Below are 25,090 nucleotides of genomic sequence, written 5' to 3'. Positions count from 1 at the left end.
GTTGTTGCGATTCGTGATCCAATTCGCGAGCCCGAGGCGGCGCTGGCCTTCGGGCGTTTGATCATCACCGAAACTCACTGGCACGTGCTTGGCCCACGCGAAAACGCCCGGTGTGACCTCCTGCGCCTCATCCTCAGGATTGCCACGACGCTGAACTTTGACGACCGGCGGTTTGGCCTCGCTCACCACGGCGAAAACTTTCGGCGCCTCGGGGAGCTTCTTCAATGCGGCTTCGAGTTTCGAGGCTTCGGCACGCAACTGCTTGAGGCGCGCTTCGTCCGCGGCGGCCAGCGTGGTGTGATCCACATCCGGGCCGAGACGCGCATCTCCGATGAACAACAGATCGCTGCTGATGCCGTCGCCGCCGTCGGTGGCGATGAGCGTGAGTGTCTTCGCATCCGCCGGGATCGCCAGATCGAGCGTGAGCGTTTCGTCCTTGCGCAGTTTGAGCTTTTGCAACTTCACCATCGTGTCGATACAGACGGTAAAATCGGCACGCGATGACTTCGCACTTTCCGCGGCGCCAAAGCCAACAACGCCGGTGAGGCGCAGAGCGCCGAATCCATTGCTCTGTCGGATCTTGATGAGGTCAAAGGTGACGCCGCCATTCGCATGCATGCCGAGAATGGAGTGCCCTGCTGTGGCGAAGTCGGTGCCGTTCAACGTTGTGCTGCGTTGCGCATTCAGCGGACCGTTGCGCACGGCGTCCCAGGTGTGGCCGCTGGTGGCCGGAATGCCGGACGTTTCCTTTTTATAGTCCACCGGCACCGGATTCTTGCCGTCAGGCACGAACACGTATTTCACCAGACGCAGCGCGTCCTTCGGATCGCCGGGCAGTTCGAGCTTTTGCAATCGGTTCGTGAGGATGTCGCGATGGTAGCCGAGTTTTTCGGTCACGTAGTTGCCGGTGCGGATGTGGATGCCGCGTCCTTTGACGCCAGTGCCGCGGCCGTCGCCGCCACCCACGATATCGGCAAGATCGAGTCCTTCACCGGCCAGCTTTGCGATCTGTGCGCGTGTTTGTGTCAGTTCCTTGGTGAGGCGTTCCTTCTCGGAAGCGATGCGCTGCGATTCGCGGGGATCGGCGTCGCGCTCGCCGCGTTTCACACCGGCAAACACGGCCCACAGGCGATAATACTCCTCCTGCGTGATCGGATCGAGCTTGTGATCGTGACAACGGGCGCAGTTGATCGTGATGCCCATCGTGGCGGTGATGGTCTGCGTGACCATGTCGTCGAGATCGAGCGCGCGTGCGGCGCGTTTCAGCATGTCGCTCTTCGTCTCCACCTGCCCGACAAAATCCCACGGGCCCGCCGCGAGAAAGCCGGTGGCGATGACGCACTGCGGATCGTTGGGCGCGATGACATCGCCCGCGATCTGTTCGCGCAGGAACTGATCGTAGGGTTTGTCGGCGTTGAGCGAATCGATGACGTAATCGCGGTAACGCCACGCATCCGGGCGCAGTTTGTCACGCTCAAAGCCGTGCGTGTCCGCGTAATGCGCGATGTCCAGCCAGTGCCGCGCCCAGCGCTCGCCGTAGTGCTTGCTGGCGAGCAGTTGGTCCACGAGCGCTTCGTAGGACACATCGGACGTGTCGGACGGCGGCAGGCCGATGAGATCAAAATAGAGCCGGCGGGAAAGCGTGCGTGCATCAGCCTGTGGTGACATGCGCAGCCCCTTTTCGCGAAGCTTCGCTTCAATGAACGAGTCGATGGTCGCATCGGCAGGGAAGTCTTTGCGAACAGGCTGCACAGACCAATGCTGAAGTCGTTTGTCGACGGCGGCGGCTTTGTCGGCCGCGTTCTCAGGCCACACGGCACCGGCTTCGATCCACGTTTTGATCGCTGCGATTTGTGACGGCGTTAGAGGATCGCCTTTCGGTGGCATGCGTTCATCTTCGTCCGCGGTGACGATGCGCTGGAAGAGCGGCGACTTGTCCAGCCGGCCCGCGACGATCGCAGGGCCGTCATGACCACCTTTGAAGGCGTAGGGTTTTGCATCGAGGCGCAGCTCGCCTTTCTGCTTCTTCTCGCCGTGGCACTCGATGCAGCGCTCCTGCAAAAGCGGGCGGATTTCGCGATCGAAATCGACGGCGAAGGCGGTGGTCGTCAGAATGAGAAGTGCGGCCGATTTCATCGCTTCGTCTTCGGTTTGGTGGCGAGGTCACGCGTGGCCTCGTCGAGGTGATGTTTCATCGCTTTGGCTGCTGCGGCGGCATCATGGGCGGCGACCGCATTCAAGATGGCGGTGTGATGATCGATGGCTCGCTGCCGGCCGACGTTGCCAATCGTCACGCGGCGGCTTTCGCGCCCGAGATCGGCCAGCGATTCGAGCATGAGCTTCAGGATTTCGTTGCCAGCGATGCGGGCGAGCGTGCGATGGAAGTCGATGTCCGCCTCGACGGCCTCGTCATGGGTGTCCGCCGCGGTCATCCGCGCATGGATGGCACGAAGCTGCTTCACATCGGCAGCTTTCGCCTTCAGCGCGGCCTGACGGGCGATTTCCGGTTCTATAGCCGCCCGCGTTTCGTTCAACTGGCGCAGACGCTCCGCCATTTCCGGCAGCAGGAGCGAAAGCGATCCGCTCAATGGCTTGTGCAGACGATTCACCGCGCGGATGCCGCTGCCGTGGCGGATTTCGAGCAGTCCCTGCGATTCGAGACGTTTCGTCGCCTCGCGCAGCACCGTGCGGCTCACCCCGAGCCGTTCGGCCATGAGACGTTCGGGCGGCAGCCGCCCGTCGCCGGAGTCCATCTCGTCACGCAACTGGCGTGCGAGCCGGGCGCAGACCTGCTCAACGAGCGACGGCGCGGATTTGAGGGGAACAATGGTCATGATAAATTGGTAGGAGGTCATACCAATTACGAAAAGATCATCCGGCTCTTTCGGACATCCTCATTTCGATGAGCTTTGCCCGATTCGCCACACCCGAGCACTTGAAGCTTGAGCGCCAGCCCGAACGCGGGACAGTGGCTCGCCGAATCCACAAACGTTCCGAATGCCTTTCCGAGACACATTGCTGAACTTGGCCATCACCTGCGTGCTGGTGCTGATCATCGTGCTCGTGGCGATTCTTTTGAAGGAAAGCCGGCCGCTTCCGGCGCAGGCGCTGCCCGTGCCGGTGGCGCAGGTGGTGCCGGGTCAGACGACGGATGCCGGCCGCGCGGCGCTGCCGGAGTTCAAGATCTTCCCCAAGGCGCGGTTGATCGAGAGCCGGGCGAACGAGGCCGACACCCTGCGCATCAAGGTGAGCGACACAGAGGACGAGCACATCTTTGTGCTGTACTTCGTGGATGCGCCGGACATTTCGCTGACGCACCCGCAGCGGGTGCAGGAACAGGCGCGTTACTTTGGTGTGAGCAGCCAGCGTGTCGTGGAGGAGGGGCAGCGGGCGGTGCAGTATGTAACCCAGCTTCTCAAAGAACACCCCTTCACGGTGATGACGCGCTGGGAGGAAGTGCCCGGCCTCAGCCGCTTCTATGCGCTGATTTTGGTCGAGATCAGCCCCGGAAAGCAGGTGTATCTGGCCGATCTGCTGGTCCAGCAGGGCTACGCCCGCGTGGCGGGTGTCACGTCCAGCCTGCCGGCGGATGCACGGTCGATCAGCGACTACGCCCTCGAACTTCAGGAACTGCGGAAGCGCGCCCAGCAGAACAAGGCGGGCATCTGGGCGGCTTCGAAGCTCTGAAACGGCCGCCGCCCGGCCCCGAAACTCCGGCATTGATGAATCATGATGCGTTGATACGATCATGAATCTTGGCCTCCGTCCTCAAATCCCTCAGCCTCATCGCCGACCCGACCCGGGTGCGGCTGCTGCTGTTGCTCAAACAGGAGGAACTGAGCGTGGCGGAGCTGCAGGAAGTGCTGTCACTGCCGCAGTCCAACATCTCGGCCCAGCTGGCCAAACTGAAGGCGGCAGGGCTGGTGAGCGACCGCCGCAGCGGTAAGAACCGGCTCTACCAGCTGGAAGAACCCGGCTCGAAGGACCAGCCGATGCACGAGCATTTTCTCGCTCTGCTGGAGGCCGCCGGTGCCGAGCTGCGTGAGATCAAGAAGGACACCGAGGCGCTGCAGATCGTGCTGCGCAAACGCGCTCACACCGCGAAGGCCTACTTCGATGCACTGGCAGGCAAGTTTGGCCGTCATTACATTCCGGGCCGCTCGTGGAAGGGATTGGGCGAGACTTTGCTCAAACTCATGCCGCCGCTGGTGATCGCTGATCTCGGCGCCGGTGAAGGAACGCTTTCTCAACTGCTCGCGGAACGGGCGAAGAAGGTGATCGCCGTCGATAACAGCGAGAAAATGGTGGCCTACGGGGCGGAGCTGGCGCAGAAGCACGGCTTCGCGAACCTCGAGTTCCGCCTCGGCGACATCGAAGCACCGCCGATCCCACCGTTAAGCGTCGATCTCGTCTTTCTCAGCCAGGCGCTGCATCACGCGCAGAATCCGGAGAAGGCGCTCAAGGCGGCGCAAACCATCCTCCGTCCGGGCGGACGCATCGTCGTTCTCGATCTCCTGAAGCATCAGTTTGAGCAAGCGCGCGATCTCTACGCAGACGTGTGGCTCGGATTTTCGGAGAGCGATCTGCATGACATGCTGGGCCGCGCCGGATTCAAAAAGATCGAAACGAGCGTGGTGCATCGCGAGAGCAAGAGCCCCCACTTCCAGACCATCCTGGCTTTGGCGGAAAAGGAAAACCGCCTCACTTCGACGGGACACTGGAGCGGCTCGTAACATCGGCGACGAGCACATTAAGGCCGCAATCAGCGAGGCGTTTCATTGACGCGGCCCCCTTCCCCGCCTCCAATGCCGTCTTGTGAGAGATACTCTGGAAGACATCGAAAATTTCGTCATCGACGTGGTGATCAACAACCGTCGTGGCATCCGCGCATCGCTGCTGCGCGTCGTCTTCCGCGGACTTTCCGGCATTTATTCCGCGGCGGTGCGGACACGTCTTTATTTGTACCGTCATCGGTACATTCATGACCATCATCTCGGCGTCCCTGTCGTCAGTGTGGGGAATCTCACCGTCGGCGGCACGGGCAAAACACCCGTGGTCGAGATGCTGGCGAAGGCCCTTCATGAACGCGGCCGGCGTGTGTGCATTCTGAGCCGCGGCTACAAGAGCAAGCGCCAGAAGAAGCTGCCGTTCACAAAGAAACTGGCCGCCCGGCTGGGCTTCATCCCCAAACCGCCCGAACCGCTGCCTCGCATCGTGTCGGACGGCGAAAAGGTGCTGCTCGACTCCCACAATGCCGGCGACGAGCCGTTCATGCTGGCGAAGAACTGCCCCGGCATTCCGGTCGTGGTGGACAAAAACCGCGTGAAGGCCGGGGCGCATGCGATTCAGCGCTTCGGCGCCGACGTGCTCGTGCTCGATGACGGCCTGCAATACCTGCGGCTCAAGCACCGCCACGACATCGTGCTGATCGACCGGACGGCCGCGTTTGGAAACAACGGTCACATGCTGCCGCGCGGCACCCTGCGCGAGCCGCCGCGCAGCCTGCGGCGCGCCAGCTACATCTTCATCACCAAGTCCGACGGCGACAGCGAGGACATCATCAAGCAGATCCGCCGCTACAACCGCGCCGCCGAAATCATCGAGTGCCGTCACCGGGCGATGCATTTCGAAAACATCCACACGGGCGAGAAGATGCCAATCGACGGACTGCGGGACAAGTTTGTCGGCGCGCTGTCGGGCATCGCCGTCCCGGAAAGTTTTGAGAACGGCCTGCGCAAACTGGGCGCGAAGGTCGAGGTCATCGCGCGCTTTGCGGATCATCATCGCTTTCACGGGCCGGAGCTGAAGCAGTTCGTGGAGCGCTGCGTCCGGCGCGACGTGCACTGCATGGTCACCACGGAGAAGGACTTTGTGCGATTCCCGAAGATGCCCGTCGCCGACATCCCGTTCTACTTCATGCGTGTGGAGATCGAGATCATCCGTGGTCGCGACATCTTTGACAAGATGGTGCGCCTCATCGCCGAGCCGCGTCGTGTGCCTGCGGGCGTCCTGCCTGCGGATTTCATGGAGGCCTCGTGATGAGCCCGGAGAATCCAGCGATGACCGAAGTACGCGTGCGCAAAGTCAGCACGACCGGCGGCGTCAACGAGGTCAGCGATGTCACCGCGCGTGAGGAACCGCTGGAAATCCGCGTTGAAGGCCGCTCCGTGGCCGTGGTGATGCGCACGCCCGGCCATGATGAAGAACTCGCCGCCGGCTTCCTTGTGAGCGAAGGAGTGGTGCAGCGTCCGCGCGACATTCTGGAAGTCTCGCAATGCCCGAGCACCAACAACAAGCACGGCAACATCGTCGATGTGCTGCTCGGCGGCGCCGTGGTGAACTGGGACTCGCTCACGCGTCACGTTTTCAGTGCCTCGAGCTGCGGCCTGTGCGGCAAGACAAGCATCGAAAGCGTGTTCCAGCAGTTTCCTGCTGTGAAAGGCGACTGGCAGGTTTCGGCGAAACGGATTGCGGAGCTGCCAGACAAGCTGCGGGCCGCGCAGGAGACATTCTCCAAAACCGGCGGCCTGCACGCCAGCGGGTTGTTCGACCTCGAAGGCAATCTGCTCGTGCTCCGCGAGGACGTAGGGCGCCACAACGCACTCGACAAGATCCTCGGCTACGCGTTGCAACGCGACCTGCTGCCTCTCGACCGGCATATCCTCCTCGTCAGCGGCCGCGTGTCCTTCGAGATCATCCAGAAGGCGCTCGCCGCCGGCATCCCGCTGCTCGCCGCGATCTCGGCGCCCAGCAGCCTCGCGGTCGATTTTGCACAGGAGGCGAATCAGACGCTCATCGGCTTTCTGCGGGGCGAAACGATGAATGTTTACACGCATCCCCGGCGTGTGTTGAATTGAATCATGAAACCGGTCCAGCTCACTGTCTTCATCATCTGGGGCGCCTTGTGCTCCTCGCTGTTGGTTTATGCCGGCATGCTGAGCTCCATGACCTTTGGTCCTGCCAAGGCTGATGTGACATCGACCGGCATGGTCGTGGCACTGGGGGCCGGAAGCGCCTCGGCGCTGAGTTTTCTCCTGCGCAAAATGCTGCTGGGTGATTTCACCGCCGGCAGGCTCAGTCTGGATGATCCGGCGAATCGCAGCCGATTCGTCGCGGGGAACATCGTGGTCTTTGCGTTGAGCGAAGGCGTCGGCGCGCTCGGATTCATCAACGGCATCATGTCCAATGGCCGAGGCGACGCATGGGTGCCTTACATCGGCCTCGCGTTCATTCTGATGCTTCTTCACATCCCGCTGCCGTCACGTTTCAGATCCGCCTCATGAACGGCTATTTCGATCACAACGCGACGACGCCCTTGCTTCCGCAGGCACGCGATGCCTGGCTGCGGGCGAGCGAGAAACACTGGCACAATCCTTCGAGCCTGTATCGCGACGCAGGCATCGTGAGCCAGCAGTTGGAGTCTGCACGCGAGCGCCTGGGCACGTTGATCGGCGCAGACGCAGAGCGCATCGTGTTCACCTCGGGTGCGACGGAATCCAACAACGCGTTGTTTGCCTCACTGCCTACGGACCAAGTCGTCGCGATCTCCGCCATCGAGCATCCGAGTGTGAGGGAAGCCGCGCGTGGTCGCCATGTCATTGAACTGCCGGTCAATGCCGATGGCGTGGTGGAACCAGATGCAGTGAAGCAGATGCTCACAACGAAACAGCCCGCGCTGGTTTCCGTCATGGCGGCGAACAACGAAAGCGGTGCGTTGCAGCCGTGGCGGGAGATCGCTTCTCTGTGCCGTGAGCATGGCGTGCTGTTTCACACGGATGCCGCCCAGTGGATCGGCAAACAAGACGCCTCGAACCTCGGTGAATGCGATTTCATCACAGGCAGTGCTCACAAATTCGGCGGCAGCAAGGGCTGCGGCTTTCTCGTGCTGCCAGCGGAGGATTCACGGCTGAACTTCATCCGTGGCGGACCGCAGGAAAACGGACGCCGAGCCGGAACCGAAAACTATCCGGCCATCGAGGCGATGGTGACCGCCCTGGAGGCGCTCGCACCACGCTTGAGCGAGATTGAAAAGACGCAGAGGAGACTGCGCGATGAGTTCATCGCCGCCATGCGTTCGCGTTTTGAGACACTGCGCGTCATCAGTGAAAACGCGCCGCGTCTTTGGAACACCGTGCTCATGGTGATGCCTGCGCATCACAATTTGAAATGGCTGACGGCTCTTTCCCGGCGCGGGTTCAGCATCTCCACCGGCTCAGCCTGCAGTTCGGGCAAGGAAGGATCTTCCGTGGTCGTGACAGCGCTCGGCGCCAGTGCAGACGAATTGAAGCGTGTCATTCGCATCAGCGGCGGCTGGGAGACGAATGCCGAAGAGTGGCAGTCGCTCGCGACAGCCATTGGAGATGTCTTCGACGAATTGAACCGCGGCGGCAGGCCACAGTAGGCGGTTGCGGCGTTTGGGATCGTGCCTAGTCTCGCCACCATGAACTGGCGGAAATGTCTTCTCGTCTTCATCGCATGCAGCGGCCCGTCGGCACGGGAATGGCGCAGCGCCGACGGAACGCGCACGATGGAGGCCCAGTTTGCGGGCATGAAGGAGGACAAGCTCCTGCTCAAAGACAAGGAAGGCAAAGCCACCGTCTATCCCGCTGCGGCTTTTTCCCAAGCAGACCAGCAGTTTGCACAGCAGGCGCAGGTGATTCTCGATGCCGCTGTGAGTGCGGGCACCCTCGACATGCAGGTGGATCAACTGCTGCCGGAGGGTTATGTCTGCCGCGTCATCAAGAAGCTGCCGGTCGAGAAAGAGACGTGGATTGCCACCGGCTCGCCGTTCCTCGTGCTGCACAGCGATGCATTCGCCACAGAACTCGGCGCGAAGGTGATGGGCAGAACCTTGTATCACGCAGGGACCCGGACGTTTCAGGCGCTCGACGGCAAGAGCACGCTGATCAACACCTACAGCGTGTCGCTCGACGAGGCAGTGGAAACCTCGCTCAGCCTCGCGCAATCAGGCGGCGAACCCGCCAAGGTCGTCGAACCAAGCGCCAAACTGATCACCGCTCGTGGGCTCGCACTGCCATTGGGAAACCGACGGTTCATCACCGAAGCGGCGATGGTCAAAGACTCAAAGACAGTCAACTTGCACATCGAAGACAGAGAGGTGCCGGCGACGGTGGTGCAAATGATCGAAACGTTGGATGTGGCTTTGCTGAGTTGTGACGCAGAAGCCGGGCCGAGAAAGCTTCTGCCACGCAAGCCCGTCGAACGTGGGCAAAAGATCTTCGCGGTGTCGCTGGCTCTCGCGGGCGATGGAAGAACATTCGCCACAGCGACGCGTGCGGAGGGCCGGATCAGCCGCCTCGTGGGTGATCATCTCTTCGAGCATGACGCCACGATCCCGGAAAGCAGCAAAGGAGGCTACGTGGTGGACGAGAAGGGAGAAGTGCTCGGCCTGTTTTTCTCCGGCCAGTCGCGCATGGTCGGAGGCCGCCCCACGGATGCCGGTAGTGGTGCCGATCAGCCTGCGGTGACGGGCTTGTCCGACTGCATCCGCATCGATTCCCTCGAACAACTGTTTCCTGAAAACGGGCAGCAAACACCTGGCGTTCCCTTGGTGAAACCGGGTGCGAATGGCGACCTGATCGCCGGAACATCGGAGATGCTGCGAAGATCCTCGCTGGTCGTCGTGGCGAGTCGTGAAGAGGGCAACCCCGCGCCGCAGACAGCGGCGGGCACCAAGCAGCCTGCGGCCGGCGGTGCTCCGATCACGGGCTGGAGCCTCAGTTCCTCCGGCACACGACACAACTCCAACTGCCGCTACTTCAGACCTCAGTCGCCCTGTCAGGCAACCGACGGCAAGGCGTGCAAGATCTGCGGCGGGTGAGGGGAGATGGTTAGGGATGAAGAGTTATGGGTTATGGGTCCGGAACTCTCATAACCCATAACTCGTAACTCTTCACCCCTCCCTCCTCGGCCGGATCATGAGCACCAACACGAGCGAGAACACACACACGAGAGCGAAGACGCCGAAGATGACGTTGAGCGGCACGTGCTTGTCACGCATCACGCCGAAGCCCCAGTCGGCCAGGCCACCGCACATCATGCTGACGAAGTTCATGATGCCGTAGCCGGTGGCGCGCATGTGGGGTCGTGCGATCTGGCTAAGGATCGGCATGTTGTTGCAATCGAAGAATCCCCAACCGACACCGAACAAAATGAGCGACGCTATGGCAAGGCCAAAGGAGTTCAGCGCGGGTGCATTACCAACGCCGAACATGGCCGGAACGATGAGCATCATGCCAATGGCGCTCACGTAGATTCTGCCGCGGTCGCTCTTGCGCATCCAGCGATCCGCCAGCCAGCCACCAAGGATCGCCGAGAGCAGCGCCGCCGCCTGCCAGTAGAGCGAGGCGGACACGCCGGCCTTGCCCTGGCTGATGTTGAAGGCCTTCTGCAGGATCGCAGGCATCCAGTCGCGCACCACCCATGCGGCGAGTGCGGGCAGCGTGAAGTACAGCACCAGCAGGATGAAATTGCGGTTCAGGAGCAGCTCGCCCATCGCCCCGCCGCGGGCGGCCGGATCCAGCGCCTTCTGGGTGTCCACCTGACGCGGAACATCACGCAGCAGGAGCAGCAGCGGGATCGCATAGAGGATGCCCGCCAGTCCGGTGAAGTCGAACATGAAGCGCCAGCCGAGGTCCGGCGCATCCGCCACGAATCCGGCGAAGCCGCCGACCATCACACCGCAGTAGATGCCCATCTGATGCACGCCGATCGCACGGGATCGTGTTCCGGTCGTGTGGTAGTCCGCGATCAGCGCCAGAGCCGCCGGGATGTAAAACGCTTCGCTGATGCCCATCATCGTGCGCGCCCAGTAGAGTTCGTTGAAACTGCCCACGTGGCCGGTCAGCCAGGTGATGAGCGACCACACAAACAAGCTGCCGCAAATCGTGAGCTTCCGGCTGAAGCGGTCGGCGATGTAGCCGCCGATGGGGCTGAAAATCGCATACACCCATTTGAACGACGCCAGCATGTGCCCCCAGTTCTCCTCGCTGCCGATGTCCTTGATGTCGCCCATCACCGACACCTTCATCGAAGCGATCATCTGCCGGTCCAGATAGTTCAGCAGGGCCACCGGAAACAGCAGTCCCACAATCAGCCATGCACGGCGCATGACGGTGGGCGAATCGGAGTCGGTGGGCGAAGACATGGACATCCCGTCATGAATCACAGTCTCGGAAACATGAAAAGCCTGAAATCATGCCCAGGCTTGATGCGGGCATGACAGGATCAGGTTTAATCAATGAACGAGCAGATGTACTCGCAGATGCCGCCGCTGACACTGATGTCGAAGCCGCTGTTGGCGGGGACGTCAAAGAACTGGCCGCCGGTGTAGGCGGTCTTGGTGTCGCTGCCGTCGAGTTTCACCACGCAATCACCTGCGACGATTTCCATGCGCTCCGCTTTCGCGGTGCCGAAGTGAAAATCACCGGGATAGATCAGGCCGAGTGTCTTCTTGCTGCCATCCGGAAACAGGATGCTGTGGCTGACGACCTTGCCGTCGAAATAGACATTTGCTTTGGCGACGGCGGTGACGTTCGAGAATTCGGCTGGGATGGCGGACATAGGGCGCGAGGGATAGACGATGAATTCCCAGGCGGCAAGCACGGCCTGCCCGCTACTTCAACGGCACGCCCTGCAGCAGGCCGATCGTCGCCCAGGAACTGCCCCAATAGGTATAGATGTCGGTGGCGGCCTTGAAGGACTTCGCCTTCGCCGGACCGCTGCGGTCCTGCTTGCTGATGTGCGTGATGTCGATGGGCCAGCTTCCGTCCTCGCACTGCGTCTGCAGCAGCCAGTGCTGCGCACGGGCGATGGCATCCGCGACGGCTGGATCTGAGGCGGCAGGCTGCAACGCATACAACACCTGACCGGTTGCGAGCACGTCGCTCATGTTCTCGCCGAGGAACGAACTCCAGCCGCCGTCGTTGCGCTGGCGTTTCACGATGTCTCTGATCAAGGCCGTCGCCTCCTCCGGTTTGCCAAAGCGTCGTGCGAAGAGCGTGCGAAACACGAGAGATTCCATCGACGTGGGCGCGTCCTTTTTCTGCAGCAGCGCACCCGCCTTCGCATGAGCAGCGTCAGACTGCGGTGCGGCATCTTTCAACGTCGCGAGTGCCATGAGGTTGAGCCGCGTCGAATTGGCCTGCGCATCGGGTGCGCCGCGCTTTTGCATGCCGGAGAACTGCCCGGCGGGAGTCCAAGAACCATCAGCTTTCTGCTCGGCGGCGAGCAGCTTCGTCAGCTCCGGTGCAGGCCGGTCTGGCATGGCGAGGATCATGAGCGCCGCTTCTTCGAGACCGGGCTTCTTGTCTGTCGCACGCTCGACCGACCACTCCAGCCATTCGTCGAACTTCTTCGGGTCCACGACAAAACCACGCGCCTTCGCCTCCCGATGACTCCACAGCAGCTCGGGCATGTGATGGCAGCCGTTGCAGTTTTTGGCCGTTACCCACTCATCGCCTTCTCTGCCGAGGAAACCGAGCCCCTTGGTGATCACCCCACGCAGCTCCGCCTCTCCGGGAGGCTTTACCGGAGGTGCTTTTGCCGGGGCATTTTTGGCTGCCTCCGCAGGATTCGTGGGCGGAGGCTTGGCCTTGTCGTCCGCCCGACACACCGCGGCAGCGGTAACGACGATCAGCGCAAGCAGTCGCATGGTTGGGCGATGCATCTTCATACCCGTCAAACGCACGAACACTGAAGTTGTTAGCAGTGATGCGTCCGAACTGCAGGCCTCATCCGTCCCCGTCACTTCTTCGGACGCTTCGTCACAGTCACGCTTTGGATGTAATACTTGTTGTACTGATTTCCATCCGACTCGAGGGCAAAGTTGTAGCCCCAGTAGCTCACGAACTGCGGGTCGTCGATCTGCCAGCGCACCGTGTGCCATTGCTTGTTGTCCGGCACGGTGAACCAACCGCCTGCGGTTTTGAATCCGGAAGCGGATTCGTAGACGAGCTTGAAGCCGGCATTGTCGTTGGCCTCGTTGCGCCGCACGACGGCGGTGATTTCGATGGGCTCGCTCGTGTAGGACATGAACTCGGGATCGACGACGAACACATTGCCGCCGGGCACGTTGCCCGCACGGGCTGAGCCGCCGTAAACCACCACCGCGTCTGCCACGGATTCGCCGGAGAGCGTGTGCAGACCTTGCTCGACTTGTGTCCCGCCCATCGTGATGGAGACGGACTTCGCCTGCGCGTAGTCCCCGTCCCATGGCAACGCCCGGGCCTTGTTCGCTTTCGCCTGACTCACTAGATCGTCGGAGACATCGAGGATAAGCACCGGTGCCAAGGTCAACGCATGCGTCGCCGCTTTCGTCATCTCACCCGTGAGTGGATGGACGATCTGGACCGGTTGGTCGAAGCGGATGTCATCCTTCGTCCCCGGACGGGCCCAAGTGACGAGCACCTGCGTCTGCGATCCCTGAAACACAAAGCCGTAGTGCTTTTCGTTCAACAGCACCCAGCCGAGGCAGACCGGATGCTGCCCAAGATGCCGGATCATCTGCTGCATCGCGGTGTAGGAGGGACGCGGCTTTCCCTCGCGGTCGAGCAGGCCCATGGGTCCACTGTCGCCATCCCTGCCTTCGAACCATTGAGTGCATGCGACGCCCTGCGCGATCCCCATGGTGTAAGCTTTGATCAGCGCGTATGCCTGTGTGTCTGCGCCTTTTTTGACGTCGCATCCGAGTTCGGTAAACACGACCGGCACATCGGCCTTCGCTGGATTCTGCGCGGCGAGCATCTTTCGCAAGGTGGGCACGATGTGCATGAACACGGCCTCCGTACCTGCGTTGTCAGCGATGCCGTTGAGCACCTCATACGGGTGCAGCGTGATGTAGTCGAAGTGATCCTTTGCGCCGGCCTGGATCACCTTTTCGAGGTAGTTGATGTGAACTGACTTCGCCGCGAGTCCTATCAGACAGTCAGGATCGGCCGCTTTGGCCGCATCGTAGGCGCTGACGACGATCTTGGCGTAATCCGCCGGCGTTTGATCACGCCCGGTGAAGTTCGGCGGTTCATTCCACACCTCCCAGCGTTTGATGCGGTCTTTGCAATGACCGACAAGCGCCGTCACGTAGGCGGACCACCCTGCGAGGTTGTTCACCGGCAACGTGCCGGGTTTGTCGAGCGTGTTCCAGCGCGGACTGCCGAGCAGGAGACCGCCGAAGACGAAATGATGCCGCGCGAGGCAGTCCATCTGTTCATCGAGCGCCTTCCAGTCGAACCGTCCCTGTTCCGGTTCCACCTGCCCCCAGCCTGTGGCGCTGCTGCGATAGTAGCGCAGCCCGATGGCCTCCATCTGCGGCACCCATCGTTCACAGTCCTGCGCCGAGCGGTTGTTGACGTGGCAGCTGCCGATGCCAAAAGGCCCAAGCTCCGTGAGATCGCCCGCCGCGTGAGCCGACGCAGCGAGACCCAGAGAGATGAAAAAGAGAAGACGGCTCATGGCGCGATGTTCGGACGTGGAAGGACGATGCGCAAACCGGCGCTTCATCACAATCAAAACCAGAGCCGGTTTCCAGACCGGCGGAAGATAGGATGGCCGGACAGCGTATGGTCGGCACCATGAAGACCATCTCACTCCTCATCACCGCTGTCACCTTCACCTGCGTGGCGTTTGCCCAGGAAGGGAAAGAAAACCCGAAACAGGCCCTCCAGAGCCTGATGGAGCGTGCACGCGACGCCAAGGCCGCCGGACGTCTCGACGAAGCCAAGGAACTGGCCGCACAGGCGGAGCGCTTTCAGGCCGAACTGCGCGAACGCGAAGGAATGAAGAAGCCCGAAAAGCACATGGACAAGAAAGGTCCGATGCCCGGCAAAGGGCCCGAAGCCGAACGCATGGAGCACGTCATGCAGGCGATCCAGCATTTGCACGCCGCCGGTTTGCATGAGCCTGCAAAAGGCATCGAGGAGATCGCCCAACACCTGCGGCGCGAGATGGAGGAACGCATGCACCGCGAGCAGGCCGAGGCCCGTGAACGCGAAGGCAAGAACCACGGCGAGATGAGGGCCCAGGCCGAACTGAATGAAATGCGCCAGCAAATGCGCCGGATGGCCGAAGTGATCGAGCAGCTTCAGGCAGAACTCAGGAAGCGTGACCCCGACAAGTTTCAGCCGCTGGCGAAATAGAGCGCGTGATCTTCCTCTCGGGCTCACACAAACCTTTGGCACCGTGAATGCGGCTTACTCCCACACGCCCAGCTTCACGAGCTGCTTCGTCGCAGCGCCGGCCCAGTCGCGATTCGCAGCGGGACTGGCCGGGCTGGGATGGAGGACGCGTCCGGTTTTGAAGGCGCCGTTCATCGCCTCCTTCGCGCGATTCGCACGCTCTTCGGCGAAGGCACCGACACCAATGACCCATTCGGGTTGCAAAGCCGCAATGACAGCGCGCAGATGTTCATCGCATGCGGCTTCCATGACGGCGGTTTCGCCGGCAGGAAGCTTGTCAGGCGTGTGATTGCGGCCGCTAGCCTCGATGAAGACGAGCGGGCAGTAGTTGGCGACGAAATGATCTTCGAAGAAAGCCTCAGCCTTGCCGAAACGCTGGGCAAACAGGCCCCACAACCGGCGGCCGCTCACTTCCGACTGCGGGCAGTCGAATCCGACGACCGGCCGCTTCGGATGCTCGCGCTCGGGTTTTCCCACGGGTTCGTTAATGCCCATCCAGTCACGCACGGCGGCGATTTCACCGAAGGGCACGCCGGTCTGCGTCATGCCGAACGGACCCGGATTCATCCCGACGAGAACGACGCGCTTCCTGTTGCTGCCGAATCTCCGCAAATAGGTCTCATGCGGCGCCCACGCATAGTCGAGCGGCTGATACACGTATTCAACCGGCGCGGCGAAGCGCAGCGGGCGCAGGGTTTCGCGCAGAGACTTGGCGGCAGCAATGAGAGCGTTGGCGGGCATCGGCGCATGAGATGCGTGGAGGCGGCGTGAGTCAACATGCGCAAAAAGAACTCGTAAGCCCAAGGGCGTCCGCTAGAGTCTGCGCCCGTGATGCGAAAGAACCTGAGCTTCGGAATCTTGGTGGCGGCTTGTCTCGCCGTTTCGCCGTTGTCGGCGGAAAACGTCAAGATGGTGCTCAAGAGCGGCGCGGAACTGCGCGGCGAAGTTTTGAAGGAGCGCGAGGACGCCGTGGTGCTCGATCTGGGTCACACCGTGCTCACCGTGCCCCGCGCGGAGATTTCCATCTTGGAAAAGGCGACGGCCGCCACGGCCAAAACCACCGCTGTGAAGGGGGAGGACATCTATTTCGTCGAGCCGGGACGCGAACCGATGACGGTGGAAAAGAACGTCCAGCGCGTGGCGGAGTCCGTGGTGCAGATCCAGACCTCCTCCGGTCTGGGCTCCGGCTTTATCATCAACGAACTGGGCTACGTCATCACCAACCAGCACGTCATCGCCGGCGAGCGTGAAATCACCGTCGTGGTGTATCGCAAGAAGCCCGGCGGCCTGGAGAAGCAGCCTTTCACGAAAGTGAAGATCATCGCGATGAACGGCTTTCTCGATCTCGCGATCCTGCAGATCGACGATGCCGCCGCCAAGAGCCTGCCCTTTGTGCCGATGGGCGACTCCGACACGCTCACGCAAGGTCAGGACGTGTTTGCGATCGGCAGCCCGCTCGGCCTCGAGCGCTCCGTATCGAAGGGTATCGTGAGCGTCCGTGCTCGTGAGAGCGGCGGCCGCTGGTACATTCAAAGCACGACGCAGATCAATCCCGGCAACTCCGGCGGTCCGCTCTTCAACGCCCGTGGCGAAGTCGTCGGCGTGAACAACATGAAGACCGCCGGCGTCGGGGTCGAAGGGCTGGGATTCTCGATCCCTTCGAACGTGCTGAAGCTGTTTCTCAAGAACCGCGAGGCTTTCGCCTTCGACCCACGGAATCCGAACAGCGGATTCCGCTACCTTCCGCCGCCGGCCCCGCCGGAAGAAAAAACAAAGCCAGAATCTGTAACCACCGGCGGTTGATCCTTCAGCAACTGTTGGCCCCCACTGAATCCCCCCTCATGAAAACCGCCCCCGTCTTCCTCGCTTTGCTGCTTGCCAGCATCCTTCCCGCCTCCGCCTCCGACCGGCTGGAGCAATGGTACAATCTCATGCCAAAGAACACGGTCGGTGTCATCGCCATCAAGAACACGCCTGAACTCCTCGCCGACTGGGAGAAGAGCAGCTACGCGAAGTTCATGCAGGACGACGAGGCGAAGCGCTGGATGGCTCCGATGCGCAAGGATGGCGAGGCTCCGTGGGACAAGTTCTTCAAAGAAACCTACGGCGGCGGCATGCACGACACGCTCAAGGATTATCCCGGCGCGCGGGTGAGCTACCTGGTGGTCAATGACTTCGCCGAACTCGCCAAGGATCCGCCCAACGTCTCGCTCTGCGAAATCGCGGGCAAGCAGAAGGAAATCGAAGCACACAAGCTCGCGGAAGTGGAGTCGAAGAAGAAGGAAAACGAGAAGCTCAAGCTGCACAGCGAGGACATCGGCGGGGTGAATGTGCAGATCGCCTCCGAAGGCGAAGGCAACGATGCAGCCTGGGCGGTGGCTTGGGCCGTGGTCGGTGATGTGATGATCGAGGCGAACACCCGCGGTCTGATGGAGTACATGATCGGAGCCCTCAAGAACAACGCCGGAGACCCGCCAGGCGTCGCGCGTGAACATCTGACGCGCATCGGTCAGATCACCAACGGTGGCGGCGACGCGATGCTCTACTTCAACGGCGTGAAACTGCTCGAACTTGGCGAACAGGCGCTCGCTGCGGCCGAAGCCGCCAAGAAGGATGAAAAGAAGGCACCAGGCTTTAGCTTCGACATCAAGCCGAAGCAGATCATGGACATGCTCGGAGCCCAGGAACTTCAGGCCGTCGCGTTCACTGCGGAGCTGACGGACAGTCAGTCGCGCATGGACATGACGATCCTGCATCCGGCAAAACCCGCGGGCCTGATCTCGCTCATGCGCGGCTCCGGAAACGAAGTAACCCTGCCTCAGTTCATTCCCGCAGGCGTCCTGACGGCCAGCGTCGCACGAATCGACTTCGGTACGGTTTATGACGCCATCCTCGGCATGGTCACCAAGCTGGGCCCGATGGCGATGATGATCACCATGCAGGTGCCGCAGCTTGAAGCGCAGATGGGATTCAAGATCCGCGACGACCTGTTCGGAAGCCTGGAAGATGAGGTCCTCCAGGTGCAGGACGGCGATGGCGGCCAGGAAAGCCAGGTCATGGGATTCAAGGTCAAGGATGCCGACAAGCTCGGCGGCGCCCTCGAAGGCCTCAAGCGTTTCGCCGGAGCCGGTTTCGGCGCCTTTGAGGAAAGCGACTTCCTGGGCTACAACATCAACACGCTCAAGACCTCGCAGACGGCCAACACCGCCACCGAAATCGCCTACTGCAACACGGGCAAATACCTCCTCATCTCCGTCGGCAAACAGGACACGCTGAAAAAGGTGCTCGGCCGCATGAAGGATCCTTCCGGCCCCAGCATCTGGGACGACGCCCAGGTTCAGACTCTGCTCTCCCTCGTGCCGAAGAACTACAGCGGTGTCGGCGTCACGGATGCAGGCCGCCTGCTCAACATGATCGCCACCGCCGCCGCCACACTCGAAAGCAAGGCCGGCAACAAAAAGGCCGCCGCGAAAAAGAAAGGCCCCGGCAAGAAGGCTATCGCGCCCGAAGAGGCTGTCGCCGCGACTTCCGCCGGCTGGTTTGACTCCAGTGCGCGCCCGTCGAACGAAACCTTTCGCCGCTACTTTGGCAGTCTGCTCAGCGCCAGCTACGCCCTGCCGGACGCGGTTCAGTTTCACTACCTGACCACGCCGGTCGAGGTGAAATAACCACCGCCAGACTGCCCCAACCGGAGTCAGGTGCGCGCCGCTCTCACAATTCAGCATCATGATCGCCAGACTCCTGCCGCTCCTCCTCGCCTCCACAGTGTTGGCTGAAGCGCCGGCGCTCTACTTTGACGGGCCGGAGATCGTGAAACTCGACTGGAACACATCGAGTCCGCGCACGGGAGATTTCAACGGCGACGGCCTGCCTGATCTCGCCATCGTGAACTCCTCGCGTGCGCGCATCGAGTTTCTCCTGCAACGCAAGGACGGCGTGAAGCCGGGAACTCCTGAAAAATCCACCCGTGCCGATCGCTGGAACCCGATCCTCGAAGTGTCCCGTTTCGACAAGCAGCCGCTTGTCATCGGCCATGCCGCGCAGGCGCTTGTCACGGGTGACTGGAATGGCGACAAGCGCGACGACATCGCCTTCATCACCGACGAAGACAAACTCGTGCTTCGCATGCAGGGCGACAACGGAACCTGGAACGAGAAGCGTGAGTTCACTCTCGACTCCACCGCAGACGACACCGAAGTCCTCGCCGCACGCGATTTGAACAGCGATGGACGCGATGACATCGTGCTGCTTACCAACACACGCCTCATGGTGCTGCTGCAAAAGGCAAACGGCGGCTGGGCGGAACCTCAGAACTATGCGCTTGGTGAAAGCGGCAGCGCCGGACTGACCATTGCAGATCTCAATGACGACGGCCTCGCCGATCTGTTTTACACCGCGCCTGATGGCGACGCCCTGCTGGTCCGGTTGCAGAAGACAGGAACCACGTTTGGCGAAGAGTGGCGGATCGAAATCCCCACCACGCGCCACTGGCTGCATGCGATTCGCCTCGGTGAGGAGAAAACAGGCATCGCCTGGATTCAGGATGAGACGAACAGGGTCGAAGTCGCGAAACTCGCCCAGGGCGCCGCCGAACCCAATGCCGAACGTGCCGCCACGATCCGCTACGCCATGCCGCCGACGGAATCGAAGAACGGTGCCGTGGCCTACGGCGATCTCACCGGCGACGGCCACGCAGACGTGGTGATGTCAGAACCCAAGGCGGCACGGGTGTGGTTGTTTCAGGGAAGCACCAGCGGTGCCTTCAGCGAAGGCCGCGAGTTCCCCGTCCTCAGCGGCGTCGAGTCACTGGCCATCGATGACGTCGATGGCGACAAGAAAGCCGATCTCGTGCTCCTCAGCCCGGTCGAACAGGCCATCGGCGTCGCTCATTGGGAAGACAACCGTCTCGTTTATCCCGAGATCGTTTATCAGGCCAAGGAAGGTGAAACGCTGCTCACGCTCACCACCGATTCAGGAATCCTTTGTGTGAGTGAGATCAAATCGAAGCCGCAGCTTGTCACGCTGCGCAAAACGGGATCCGGCAAGGGCTTCACCGCCACATCTCAGGAACTCGCCGTCAAAACCGGCCGCATCAATGGCATCCGCGTTGTCGATGCCAATCAGGACGGCCGCAGTGATCTCGCGCTGTTCTCGAATCTCGGTGCCATGCAGCTTCTGCTGAACACCAACGACGCCAAGTCACCGTTCAAGCGCGTCGAAGGAATTCCCGATTCGTTTGTGAGCAAGATCGCCCCTGCCGCCCTCACGACCGGCGATTTCGACGGTGATGGCAAAGACGAGATCATCATCGCCCATCAGCAACTTGCCCGTGCTTTCAAAGTGAATGCCGAAGGCAAGGCCAGCATCGTGGAGCAGTTCAACGCCCCCGATGCCGCCGCCGAACTGCACAGCGCCATCGTCTCGCGCAAGGACGGCAAGATCTCCGTGCTTCTCGTCGATGCCACGCACAGCAAGCTGCATGAGCTCAGCGCGGGCAAAGACCGTGTCTATCGCGCCGACCACACGCACGCCCTGCCCGTCATGACACCTGAGCAATGCTTGCTCCTCAACGCGGAGAAAAACACCCAGCTTCTCCTGCTCGGCAAAAACAACTTTCAGATTTCACCGCTCGACGGAACCACCCTCAAGCTTGAAACCGTCGTGACTTTTGACAGCGAACTGAAGGACGGCCTCCCCACGGATCTCATCGCCGCCTCGTTCTCCGGCGAGAATCTCGATGACATCGCGCTGCTCGACACCTCGAAGAGCCGTGTCATCGAGTTCTTCCGGCCGGTCGCCGGCCCGAAATGGGAAAGCGCCATGTACTTCCGCGTGTTCGAAACGGATCCGCACTTCCGCGGAAAGACCGGCCTCGAAAACGAACCTCACGACTACGCCGCCCTCGATCTCAACAACGACGGCCGCCTCGACCTCTGTCTCCTGACGCACGACCGGGTGTTGCTCTACGTGCGGAAGAAGTGAGCCTTGATCCCGCAAGGAAGCAAGAAGCTGACTTGCCTCCCCAGTCCTTCGCGACATCATGCCGGCCACGATGAAACGCCTCTACCGCCACGCCCAGATCGCCAGCGAAGACTCGCCGAAGCTTCAGACCGCCGATGTGCTCGTCGAGGGCGACAAGATCATCGGGGTGGCCACGAACATCACGGGTGTTGAGGGTGCGGAAGTCATCGACTGCACCGGGCGCATCCTGCTGCCGGGACTTTTCGACATCCATGTGCATGCCCGTGAGCCGGGGCAGGACGACAAGGAAAACATCGCGACCTGCGCCGAGGCGGCGATCAACGGCGGCGTCACAGGCTTCGTCATGATGCCGAACACCTCGCCTGCGATCGACAACTCGGGTGTCGTTCGCACCGTGCTGGAAAGCGCCCGCCGCACGCGCATCGGCGCCGGGATCTACACGTCAGGCGCCATCACCAAAGGCCGCAAAGGCGAGGAACTCGCCGGCATCGCCGGCATGAAAGCCGCGGGCGCGGTGATGCTCACGGACGACGGCTTTCCGGTGAACAATCCGCAGGTCCTGCGCCGGGCGATGGAATACGCCCGCGAGTTCGACATCCCCATCGCCAGCCATTGCGAGGTGAAGGAACTCAGCGGCAAGGGCTGCATGCATGAGGGCAAGATCAGCTACGCGCTCGGCCTGCCCGGCATTCCTGCCATCAGTGAGGAAATCTGCATCGCCCGCGACATCCGCCTCGCCGAGTTCACCGGCGTGCATCTCAACATCCAGCACGTCAGCACTGAGCGCGGCATGGGCACCATCAAGCGCGCCAAGGACCGCGGCATCCACGTCACCTGCGAGATCGCGCCGCACCATCTCCTGTTCAATCACGAGCACATCGGCGACTATGACACGCACTACAAGATGAACCCGCCGCTGCGCACGCCGGAGGACAACGCCGCGCTGCTCCAGGGCCTTAAGGACGGCTGGTTCGACGTCATCGCCACCGATCACGCACCCCACACGCCGTTTGAAAAAAATCAGGACTTCGCCAGCGCTCCCTTTGGTGTCACCGGGCTCGAAACCGCGCTCGTCTCGCTCTATGACCGCTTCATCAGCAAGGACATCCTCGACTGGGGCCTCATCGTGAAGCGCTTCAGCGCCGAACCGCGCCGCCTCATGAAACTGCCGCCTGTGCCGATCAAGGAAGGCGGCGTTGCCGAGTTCATCCTCTTCAATCCGGCTCGCACCACCACCTTCAGCCGCGACTTCATGAAATCGAAGAGCATCAACACGCCCTTCCTCGATCATACGCTGCAAGGCATGATCGAACGCGTGGTGTATCGCGGCGAGGAACTGCTGGCACGATAAACTGGCCCCGAGTTTATCGGCCTTAGGCCGTCAACCGACACGCGTGTTATCTGAACAACCGTCTGAAAAAATTACCCGCATCGGATCTCCTCTCCTGATCGGGCCGAATTTCATTCGGAGGTGGAATGGTTGGCACCTCCGATCGACGACCGTTGCGCGTTGAGTATCCACCACTCAACGACGGCTTTTGCACGCGAGGGTTGCGCAAACCTTGCCTTGCCAGCGATTCCACATGGTTGGAAATCCCGACAAAATAGGGTTCGAGGCTGCGGCCATATCCTATCTCATTAGCGTAGCCCCAAGCATTTGCCAACCCGTACTCCACCAAGTGGAACGTGCGGTAAACGTCCTCGGGGTCAGAATTGCCGTTGACCTGTTGCCTCAGTGTCGCGGCATCCCCTCTCAAGGCCACCAGCAGCAGGTTCAGTCGCGTTTCGACTTTAGTGATCTGGTTTCGGCGCGATTCCAGATGAGTATCAAAAGCCACTGACGTCTGCCGAGTGGCGTCTTCAAGGAGATTGAGGTCTCCAGCAACCGTTCCAGCGGTCATGTCTCGATTTCCATTTCTGAAAAACTGAGCCGTTGCCGGTGTGGAGCAAATGCTCAGAACAAAACAAAGCGCAACGAGACGAAGAAACACGGGGGCGGGAATTGGTTGTGCATTCATGCCTCCATAATTAAGGACGTGCCGTGGTATCACAAGCCCTATCTGAAAGCAGAAAGGCACATCCGATCTGCCTTTACACGGCGTTTACAGACGCCTGAGGCCGCCTGAATCATCGTGGCGGCATGAAGACGATTCTTTGTGCCCTCTTTCTCAGCGCCAGCCTGTTCGCACAGTCGGCGCGCATGCCGGTGTGGATCTCGCCCAACACGCGGATCATCGCTCCGACGCCTCAGCAATCCGTTCAAGTGACGAACGTCGATGCCCACATCGACATCGCCGATCAAATCGCCATCACGACGCTCGACATCGCGTTGCGCAATCCGACCAGCCGGCCGCTGGAGTCCGAGTTGCTGGTTCCGGTGCCGCAGGGCGCTGTTTTGAAGGCCTTCGCTTTTGAAGGCGGCAACGCCGAAGGCACCGCCCGGCTGCTGCCACGCGATGAGGCGCGCCGCATCTACGACAGCATCGTCGCACAGACGCGCGATCCGGCGCTGCTGGAGTTCGTCGGCAATGCGGTGGTGAAGTCGAGCGTGTTCCCGGTTCCTGCGAACGGCACACAGAAGGTGCGCGTGACCTATGAACGGCTGCTGGAGGTCGATGGCGCACGTCTCGACTACGTGCTGCCGCGTTCGGAGGCGGTAGAGTATGCAGTGCCGTGGAAGCTGTCGATGCGTGTCAAATCGACCTCGCGCATCGCGTCGGTGTATTCGCCGAGCCACGAAATCGCCGTGAAGCAGCCCAACGATCATGAGGCGACGCTTTCCTGCACCACCAAAGACCCGGGCGCCTTCCGCGTGTCATTTCTGCGCGAAACGAAGGATGAAATGACCGCATCGTTGCTCGCCTATCCTGATCCGAAGATCGGTGGCGGCTATTTCCTCGTCATGATCGCGCCGCCGAAGCCGAAGGCGGATGCCAAGCCGATCAAACGTGAGGTCACGCTGGTCATCGACCGCAGCGGCAGCATGGCCGGACCGAAACTGGATCAGGTGAAGGCCGCCGCCTTGCAGGTGATGGAAGGTTTGAACGATGGCGAAGGCTTCAACCTCATCGTCTATAACGAAGCCGTCGAAATGTTCGCCGCGCAGCCGGTGATCAAAAACGCCGAGACGACCAAGCAAGCCCGCGATTACATCAGCGCACTGCGCGTGAGCGGCGGAACGAACATTCATGACTCCGTCGTCGAAGCGCTTCGGCAGAAACCGCTCGAAGGCATGCTGCCGATCGTGCTGTTCCTCACCGACGGCCTGCCCACCATCGGCCAGACTTCGGAAAAGGCGATTCGCGAGGCCGTGGCTAAGGGCAACCCGCATCAGCGTCGCGTCTTCACCTTCGGCTTCGGTGTGGACGTGAACACACCGCTGCTCTCGCGCATCGCCCGCGAAACTCGCGCCAGCGCGGAGTTCGTGCTGCCAAAAGAAGACGTCGAAGTGAAGGTCAGCCGCGTGTATGATCGTCTGCGCGGCCCGCTGCTCACGAAGCCAGCGCTGCGCGTTCTCGATGACCCGAATCGCGTGAGCGATTTGATTCCATCGCCGCTGCCCGATGTGTTTGAAGGCGAGCAGATTCTTCTCTCCGGCACCTATCGAGGTGAAGCGCCGCTGCATTTCCAGCTCACCGGCGCCTCGACGGAAGGCGAGCGGAAATTCGATTTCACCTTCAACCTCGACAAGGCGAGCACCGCGAACGCCTTCGTGGCCCGTTTGTGGGCCAGCAACAAGATTGCCGTGCTCAGCGAGGCGATTCGCGACCTCGGCGCGGATGGTGCGACCGCGAACACCACCGAGTTGGTGAATGAAATCGTCCGTCTCTCGACGCAGTTCGGCATTTTGACCGAATACACCGCCTTCCTCGCCGAGGAAGGAACCTCGCTCGCGGCCGCACCGGCCAATGCAGCTC

The 25,090-nt window shown here is 61.3% G+C and carries 21 protein-coding genes; 13 read left to right on the top strand and 8 right to left on the bottom strand.

Annotated features, from left to right (window positions below):
- Nucleotides 1–2,136: DUF1549 domain-containing protein (locus KDL09_RS21815; protein ID WP_294389859.1), on the bottom strand; the 2,136-nt coding region annotated here is incomplete at its 3' end.
- Entirely contained in the window at nucleotides 2,133–2,834 is a 702-nt protein-coding gene (locus KDL09_RS21810; protein WP_294389856.1) for an FCD domain-containing protein, read from the bottom strand. The genes KDL09_RS21810 and KDL09_RS21815, both read right to left, overlap by 4 nt.
- A gap of 163 nt (nucleotides 2,835–2,997) precedes the next feature.
- On the opposite strand from KDL09_RS21810, the gene KDL09_RS21805 reads away from it, so the two are divergent.
- From KDL09_RS21805 to KDL09_RS21775, 7 genes are all read left to right on the top strand, one after another.
- On the top strand, nucleotides 2,998–3,687 hold the full coding sequence (locus tag KDL09_RS21805) for a hypothetical protein (RefSeq protein ID WP_294389853.1): 690 nt from the start codon (nucleotides 2,998–3,000) through the stop codon (nucleotides 3,685–3,687).
- A 68-nt stretch (nucleotides 3,688–3,755) separates the two neighbouring features.
- A complete protein-coding gene (locus KDL09_RS21800; RefSeq protein ID WP_294389850.1) occupies nucleotides 3,756–4,733 on the top strand; it encodes a metalloregulator ArsR/SmtB family transcription factor in 978 nt (325 codons plus the stop codon).
- Nucleotides 4,734–4,815: 82 nt separating this feature from the next.
- The gene (lpxK, locus tag KDL09_RS21795) at nucleotides 4,816–6,039 is read left to right on the top strand and encodes a tetraacyldisaccharide 4'-kinase (RefSeq protein WP_294389846.1); all 1,224 of its coding nucleotides are present in this window, start codon (nucleotides 4,816–4,818) and stop codon (nucleotides 6,037–6,039) included.
- Nucleotides 6,040–6,059: 20 nt separating this feature from the next.
- Nucleotides 6,060–6,857: a formate dehydrogenase accessory sulfurtransferase FdhD gene (gene fdhD / locus KDL09_RS21790; protein ID WP_294389843.1), complete on the top strand. Its 798-nt coding sequence runs from the start codon at nucleotides 6,060–6,062 to the stop codon at nucleotides 6,855–6,857.
- A 3-nt stretch (nucleotides 6,858–6,860) separates the two neighbouring features.
- Nucleotides 6,861–7,283: a hypothetical protein gene (locus tag KDL09_RS21785; RefSeq protein WP_294389841.1), complete on the top strand. Its 423-nt coding sequence runs from the start codon at nucleotides 6,861–6,863 to the stop codon at nucleotides 7,281–7,283.
- Entirely contained in the window at nucleotides 7,280–8,401 is a 1,122-nt protein-coding gene (locus KDL09_RS21780; protein WP_294389839.1) for a cysteine desulfurase family protein, read from the top strand. Before KDL09_RS21785 ends, KDL09_RS21780 begins: the two co-directional genes overlap by 4 nt.
- Before the next feature lie 39 nt (nucleotides 8,402–8,440).
- Nucleotides 8,441–9,841, top strand: coding sequence for a serine protease (locus KDL09_RS21775; protein ID WP_294389835.1), 1,401 nt, complete (start codon nucleotides 8,441–8,443; stop codon nucleotides 9,839–9,841).
- 72 nt (nucleotides 9,842–9,913) lie between these two features.
- Here the strand turns inward: KDL09_RS21775 and KDL09_RS21770 are convergent, their stop codons facing one another.
- The 4 genes from KDL09_RS21770 to KDL09_RS21755 all read right to left on the bottom strand — a co-directional run bounded on the left by KDL09_RS21770 (nucleotide 9,914) and on the right by KDL09_RS21755 (nucleotide 14,469).
- Nucleotides 9,914–11,167, bottom strand: a complete 1,254-nt coding sequence (locus KDL09_RS21770) for an MFS transporter (RefSeq protein WP_294389832.1) — start codon at nucleotides 11,165–11,167, stop codon at nucleotides 9,914–9,916.
- Nucleotides 11,168–11,253: 86 nt separating this feature from the next.
- Nucleotides 11,254–11,583: a pyrimidine/purine nucleoside phosphorylase gene (locus KDL09_RS21765; protein ID WP_294389829.1), complete on the bottom strand. Its 330-nt coding sequence runs from the start codon at nucleotides 11,581–11,583 to the stop codon at nucleotides 11,254–11,256.
- 52 nt (nucleotides 11,584–11,635) lie between these two features.
- Entirely contained in the window at nucleotides 11,636–12,673 is a 1,038-nt protein-coding gene (locus tag KDL09_RS21760) for a hypothetical protein (protein ID WP_294389826.1), read from the bottom strand.
- A gap of 92 nt (nucleotides 12,674–12,765) precedes the next feature.
- Nucleotides 12,766–14,469 (bottom strand): beta-galactosidase, encoded by a 1,704-nt coding sequence (locus tag KDL09_RS21755; RefSeq protein ID WP_294389824.1) that lies wholly within the window; start codon nucleotides 14,467–14,469, stop codon nucleotides 12,766–12,768.
- 119 nt (nucleotides 14,470–14,588) lie between these two features.
- On the opposite strand from KDL09_RS21755, the gene KDL09_RS21750 reads away from it, so the two are divergent.
- The gene (locus KDL09_RS21750) at nucleotides 14,589–15,152 is read left to right on the top strand and encodes a hypothetical protein (protein ID WP_294389821.1); all 564 of its coding nucleotides are present in this window, start codon (nucleotides 14,589–14,591) and stop codon (nucleotides 15,150–15,152) included.
- 54 nt (nucleotides 15,153–15,206) lie between these two features.
- Here the strand turns inward: KDL09_RS21750 and KDL09_RS21745 are convergent, their stop codons facing one another.
- Nucleotides 15,207–15,932 (bottom strand): uracil-DNA glycosylase family protein, encoded by a 726-nt coding sequence (locus KDL09_RS21745; RefSeq protein WP_294389819.1) that lies wholly within the window; start codon nucleotides 15,930–15,932, stop codon nucleotides 15,207–15,209.
- A 90-nt stretch (nucleotides 15,933–16,022) separates the two neighbouring features.
- On the opposite strand from KDL09_RS21745, the gene KDL09_RS21740 reads away from it, so the two are divergent.
- From KDL09_RS21740 to KDL09_RS21725, 4 genes are read left to right on the top strand one after another with little or no spacing between them, the layout of a single operon-like run.
- A complete protein-coding gene (locus KDL09_RS21740) occupies nucleotides 16,023–16,994 on the top strand; it encodes a trypsin-like peptidase domain-containing protein (RefSeq protein ID WP_294389815.1) in 972 nt (323 codons plus the stop codon).
- 38 nt (nucleotides 16,995–17,032) lie between these two features.
- Entirely contained in the window at nucleotides 17,033–18,859 is a 1,827-nt protein-coding gene (locus tag KDL09_RS21735; RefSeq protein WP_294389812.1) for a hypothetical protein, read from the top strand.
- A gap of 58 nt (nucleotides 18,860–18,917) precedes the next feature.
- The gene (locus tag KDL09_RS21730; RefSeq protein ID WP_294389809.1) at nucleotides 18,918–21,173 is read left to right on the top strand and encodes a VCBS repeat-containing protein; all 2,256 of its coding nucleotides are present in this window, start codon (nucleotides 18,918–18,920) and stop codon (nucleotides 21,171–21,173) included.
- A gap of 58 nt (nucleotides 21,174–21,231) precedes the next feature.
- Entirely contained in the window at nucleotides 21,232–22,524 is a 1,293-nt protein-coding gene (locus tag KDL09_RS21725; RefSeq protein ID WP_294389806.1) for a dihydroorotase, read from the top strand.
- A 46-nt stretch (nucleotides 22,525–22,570) separates the two neighbouring features.
- Here the strand turns inward: KDL09_RS21725 and KDL09_RS21720 are convergent, their stop codons facing one another.
- The gene (locus tag KDL09_RS21720; protein WP_294389803.1) at nucleotides 22,571–23,164 is read right to left on the bottom strand and encodes a hypothetical protein; all 594 of its coding nucleotides are present in this window, start codon (nucleotides 23,162–23,164) and stop codon (nucleotides 22,571–22,573) included.
- Nucleotides 23,165–23,313: 149 nt separating this feature from the next.
- Here KDL09_RS21720 and KDL09_RS21715 point away from each other — a divergent pair.
- Nucleotides 23,314–25,090 (top strand): VIT and VWA domain-containing protein (locus tag KDL09_RS21715; protein ID WP_294389800.1); only part of this gene is annotated, 1,777 nt, incomplete at its 3' end.

It is taken from the genome of Prosthecobacter sp., from assembly GCF_020439865.1.
Lineage (GTDB): Bacteria > Verrucomicrobiota > Verrucomicrobiia > Verrucomicrobiales > Verrucomicrobiaceae > Prosthecobacter.
This window is presented reverse-complemented; position numbering and strand designations above follow the sequence as displayed.

Excerpts from the sequence above, each read along its gene's own strand:
- KDL09_RS21810 (WP_294389856.1), bottom strand. The coding sequence starts at position 2,834 with ATGACCATTGTTCCCCTCAAATCCGCGCCGTCGCTCGTTGAGCAGGTC.
- KDL09_RS21805 (WP_294389853.1), top strand. The coding sequence starts at position 2,998 with ATGCCTTTCCGAGACACATTGCTGAACTTGGCCATCACCTGCGTGCTG.
- fdhD (WP_294389843.1), top strand. The coding sequence starts at position 6,060 with ATGACCGAAGTACGCGTGCGCAAAGTCAGCACGACCGGCGGCGTCAAC.
- KDL09_RS21785 (WP_294389841.1), top strand. The coding sequence starts at position 6,861 with ATGAAACCGGTCCAGCTCACTGTCTTCATCATCTGGGGCGCCTTGTGC.
- KDL09_RS21780 (WP_294389839.1), top strand. The coding sequence starts at position 7,280 with ATGAACGGCTATTTCGATCACAACGCGACGACGCCCTTGCTTCCGCAG.
- KDL09_RS21775 (WP_294389835.1), top strand. The coding sequence starts at position 8,441 with ATGAACTGGCGGAAATGTCTTCTCGTCTTCATCGCATGCAGCGGCCCG.
- KDL09_RS21770 (WP_294389832.1), bottom strand. The coding sequence starts at position 11,167 with ATGTCTTCGCCCACCGACTCCGATTCGCCCACCGTCATGCGCCGTGCA.
- KDL09_RS21765 (WP_294389829.1), bottom strand. The coding sequence starts at position 11,583 with ATGTCCGCCATCCCAGCCGAATTCTCGAACGTCACCGCCGTCGCCAAA.
- KDL09_RS21760 (WP_294389826.1), bottom strand. The coding sequence starts at position 12,673 with ATGCGACTGCTTGCGCTGATCGTCGTTACCGCTGCCGCGGTGTGTCGG.
- KDL09_RS21755 (WP_294389824.1), bottom strand. The coding sequence starts at position 14,469 with ATGAGCCGTCTTCTCTTTTTCATCTCTCTGGGTCTCGCTGCGTCGGCT.
- KDL09_RS21750 (WP_294389821.1), top strand. The coding sequence starts at position 14,589 with ATGAAGACCATCTCACTCCTCATCACCGCTGTCACCTTCACCTGCGTG.
- KDL09_RS21745 (WP_294389819.1), bottom strand. The coding sequence starts at position 15,932 with ATGCCCGCCAACGCTCTCATTGCTGCCGCCAAGTCTCTGCGCGAAACC.
- KDL09_RS21740 (WP_294389815.1), top strand. The coding sequence starts at position 16,023 with ATGCGAAAGAACCTGAGCTTCGGAATCTTGGTGGCGGCTTGTCTCGCC.
- KDL09_RS21735 (WP_294389812.1), top strand. The coding sequence starts at position 17,033 with ATGAAAACCGCCCCCGTCTTCCTCGCTTTGCTGCTTGCCAGCATCCTT.
- KDL09_RS21730 (WP_294389809.1), top strand. The coding sequence starts at position 18,918 with ATGATCGCCAGACTCCTGCCGCTCCTCCTCGCCTCCACAGTGTTGGCT.
- KDL09_RS21725 (WP_294389806.1), top strand. The coding sequence starts at position 21,232 with ATGCCGGCCACGATGAAACGCCTCTACCGCCACGCCCAGATCGCCAGC.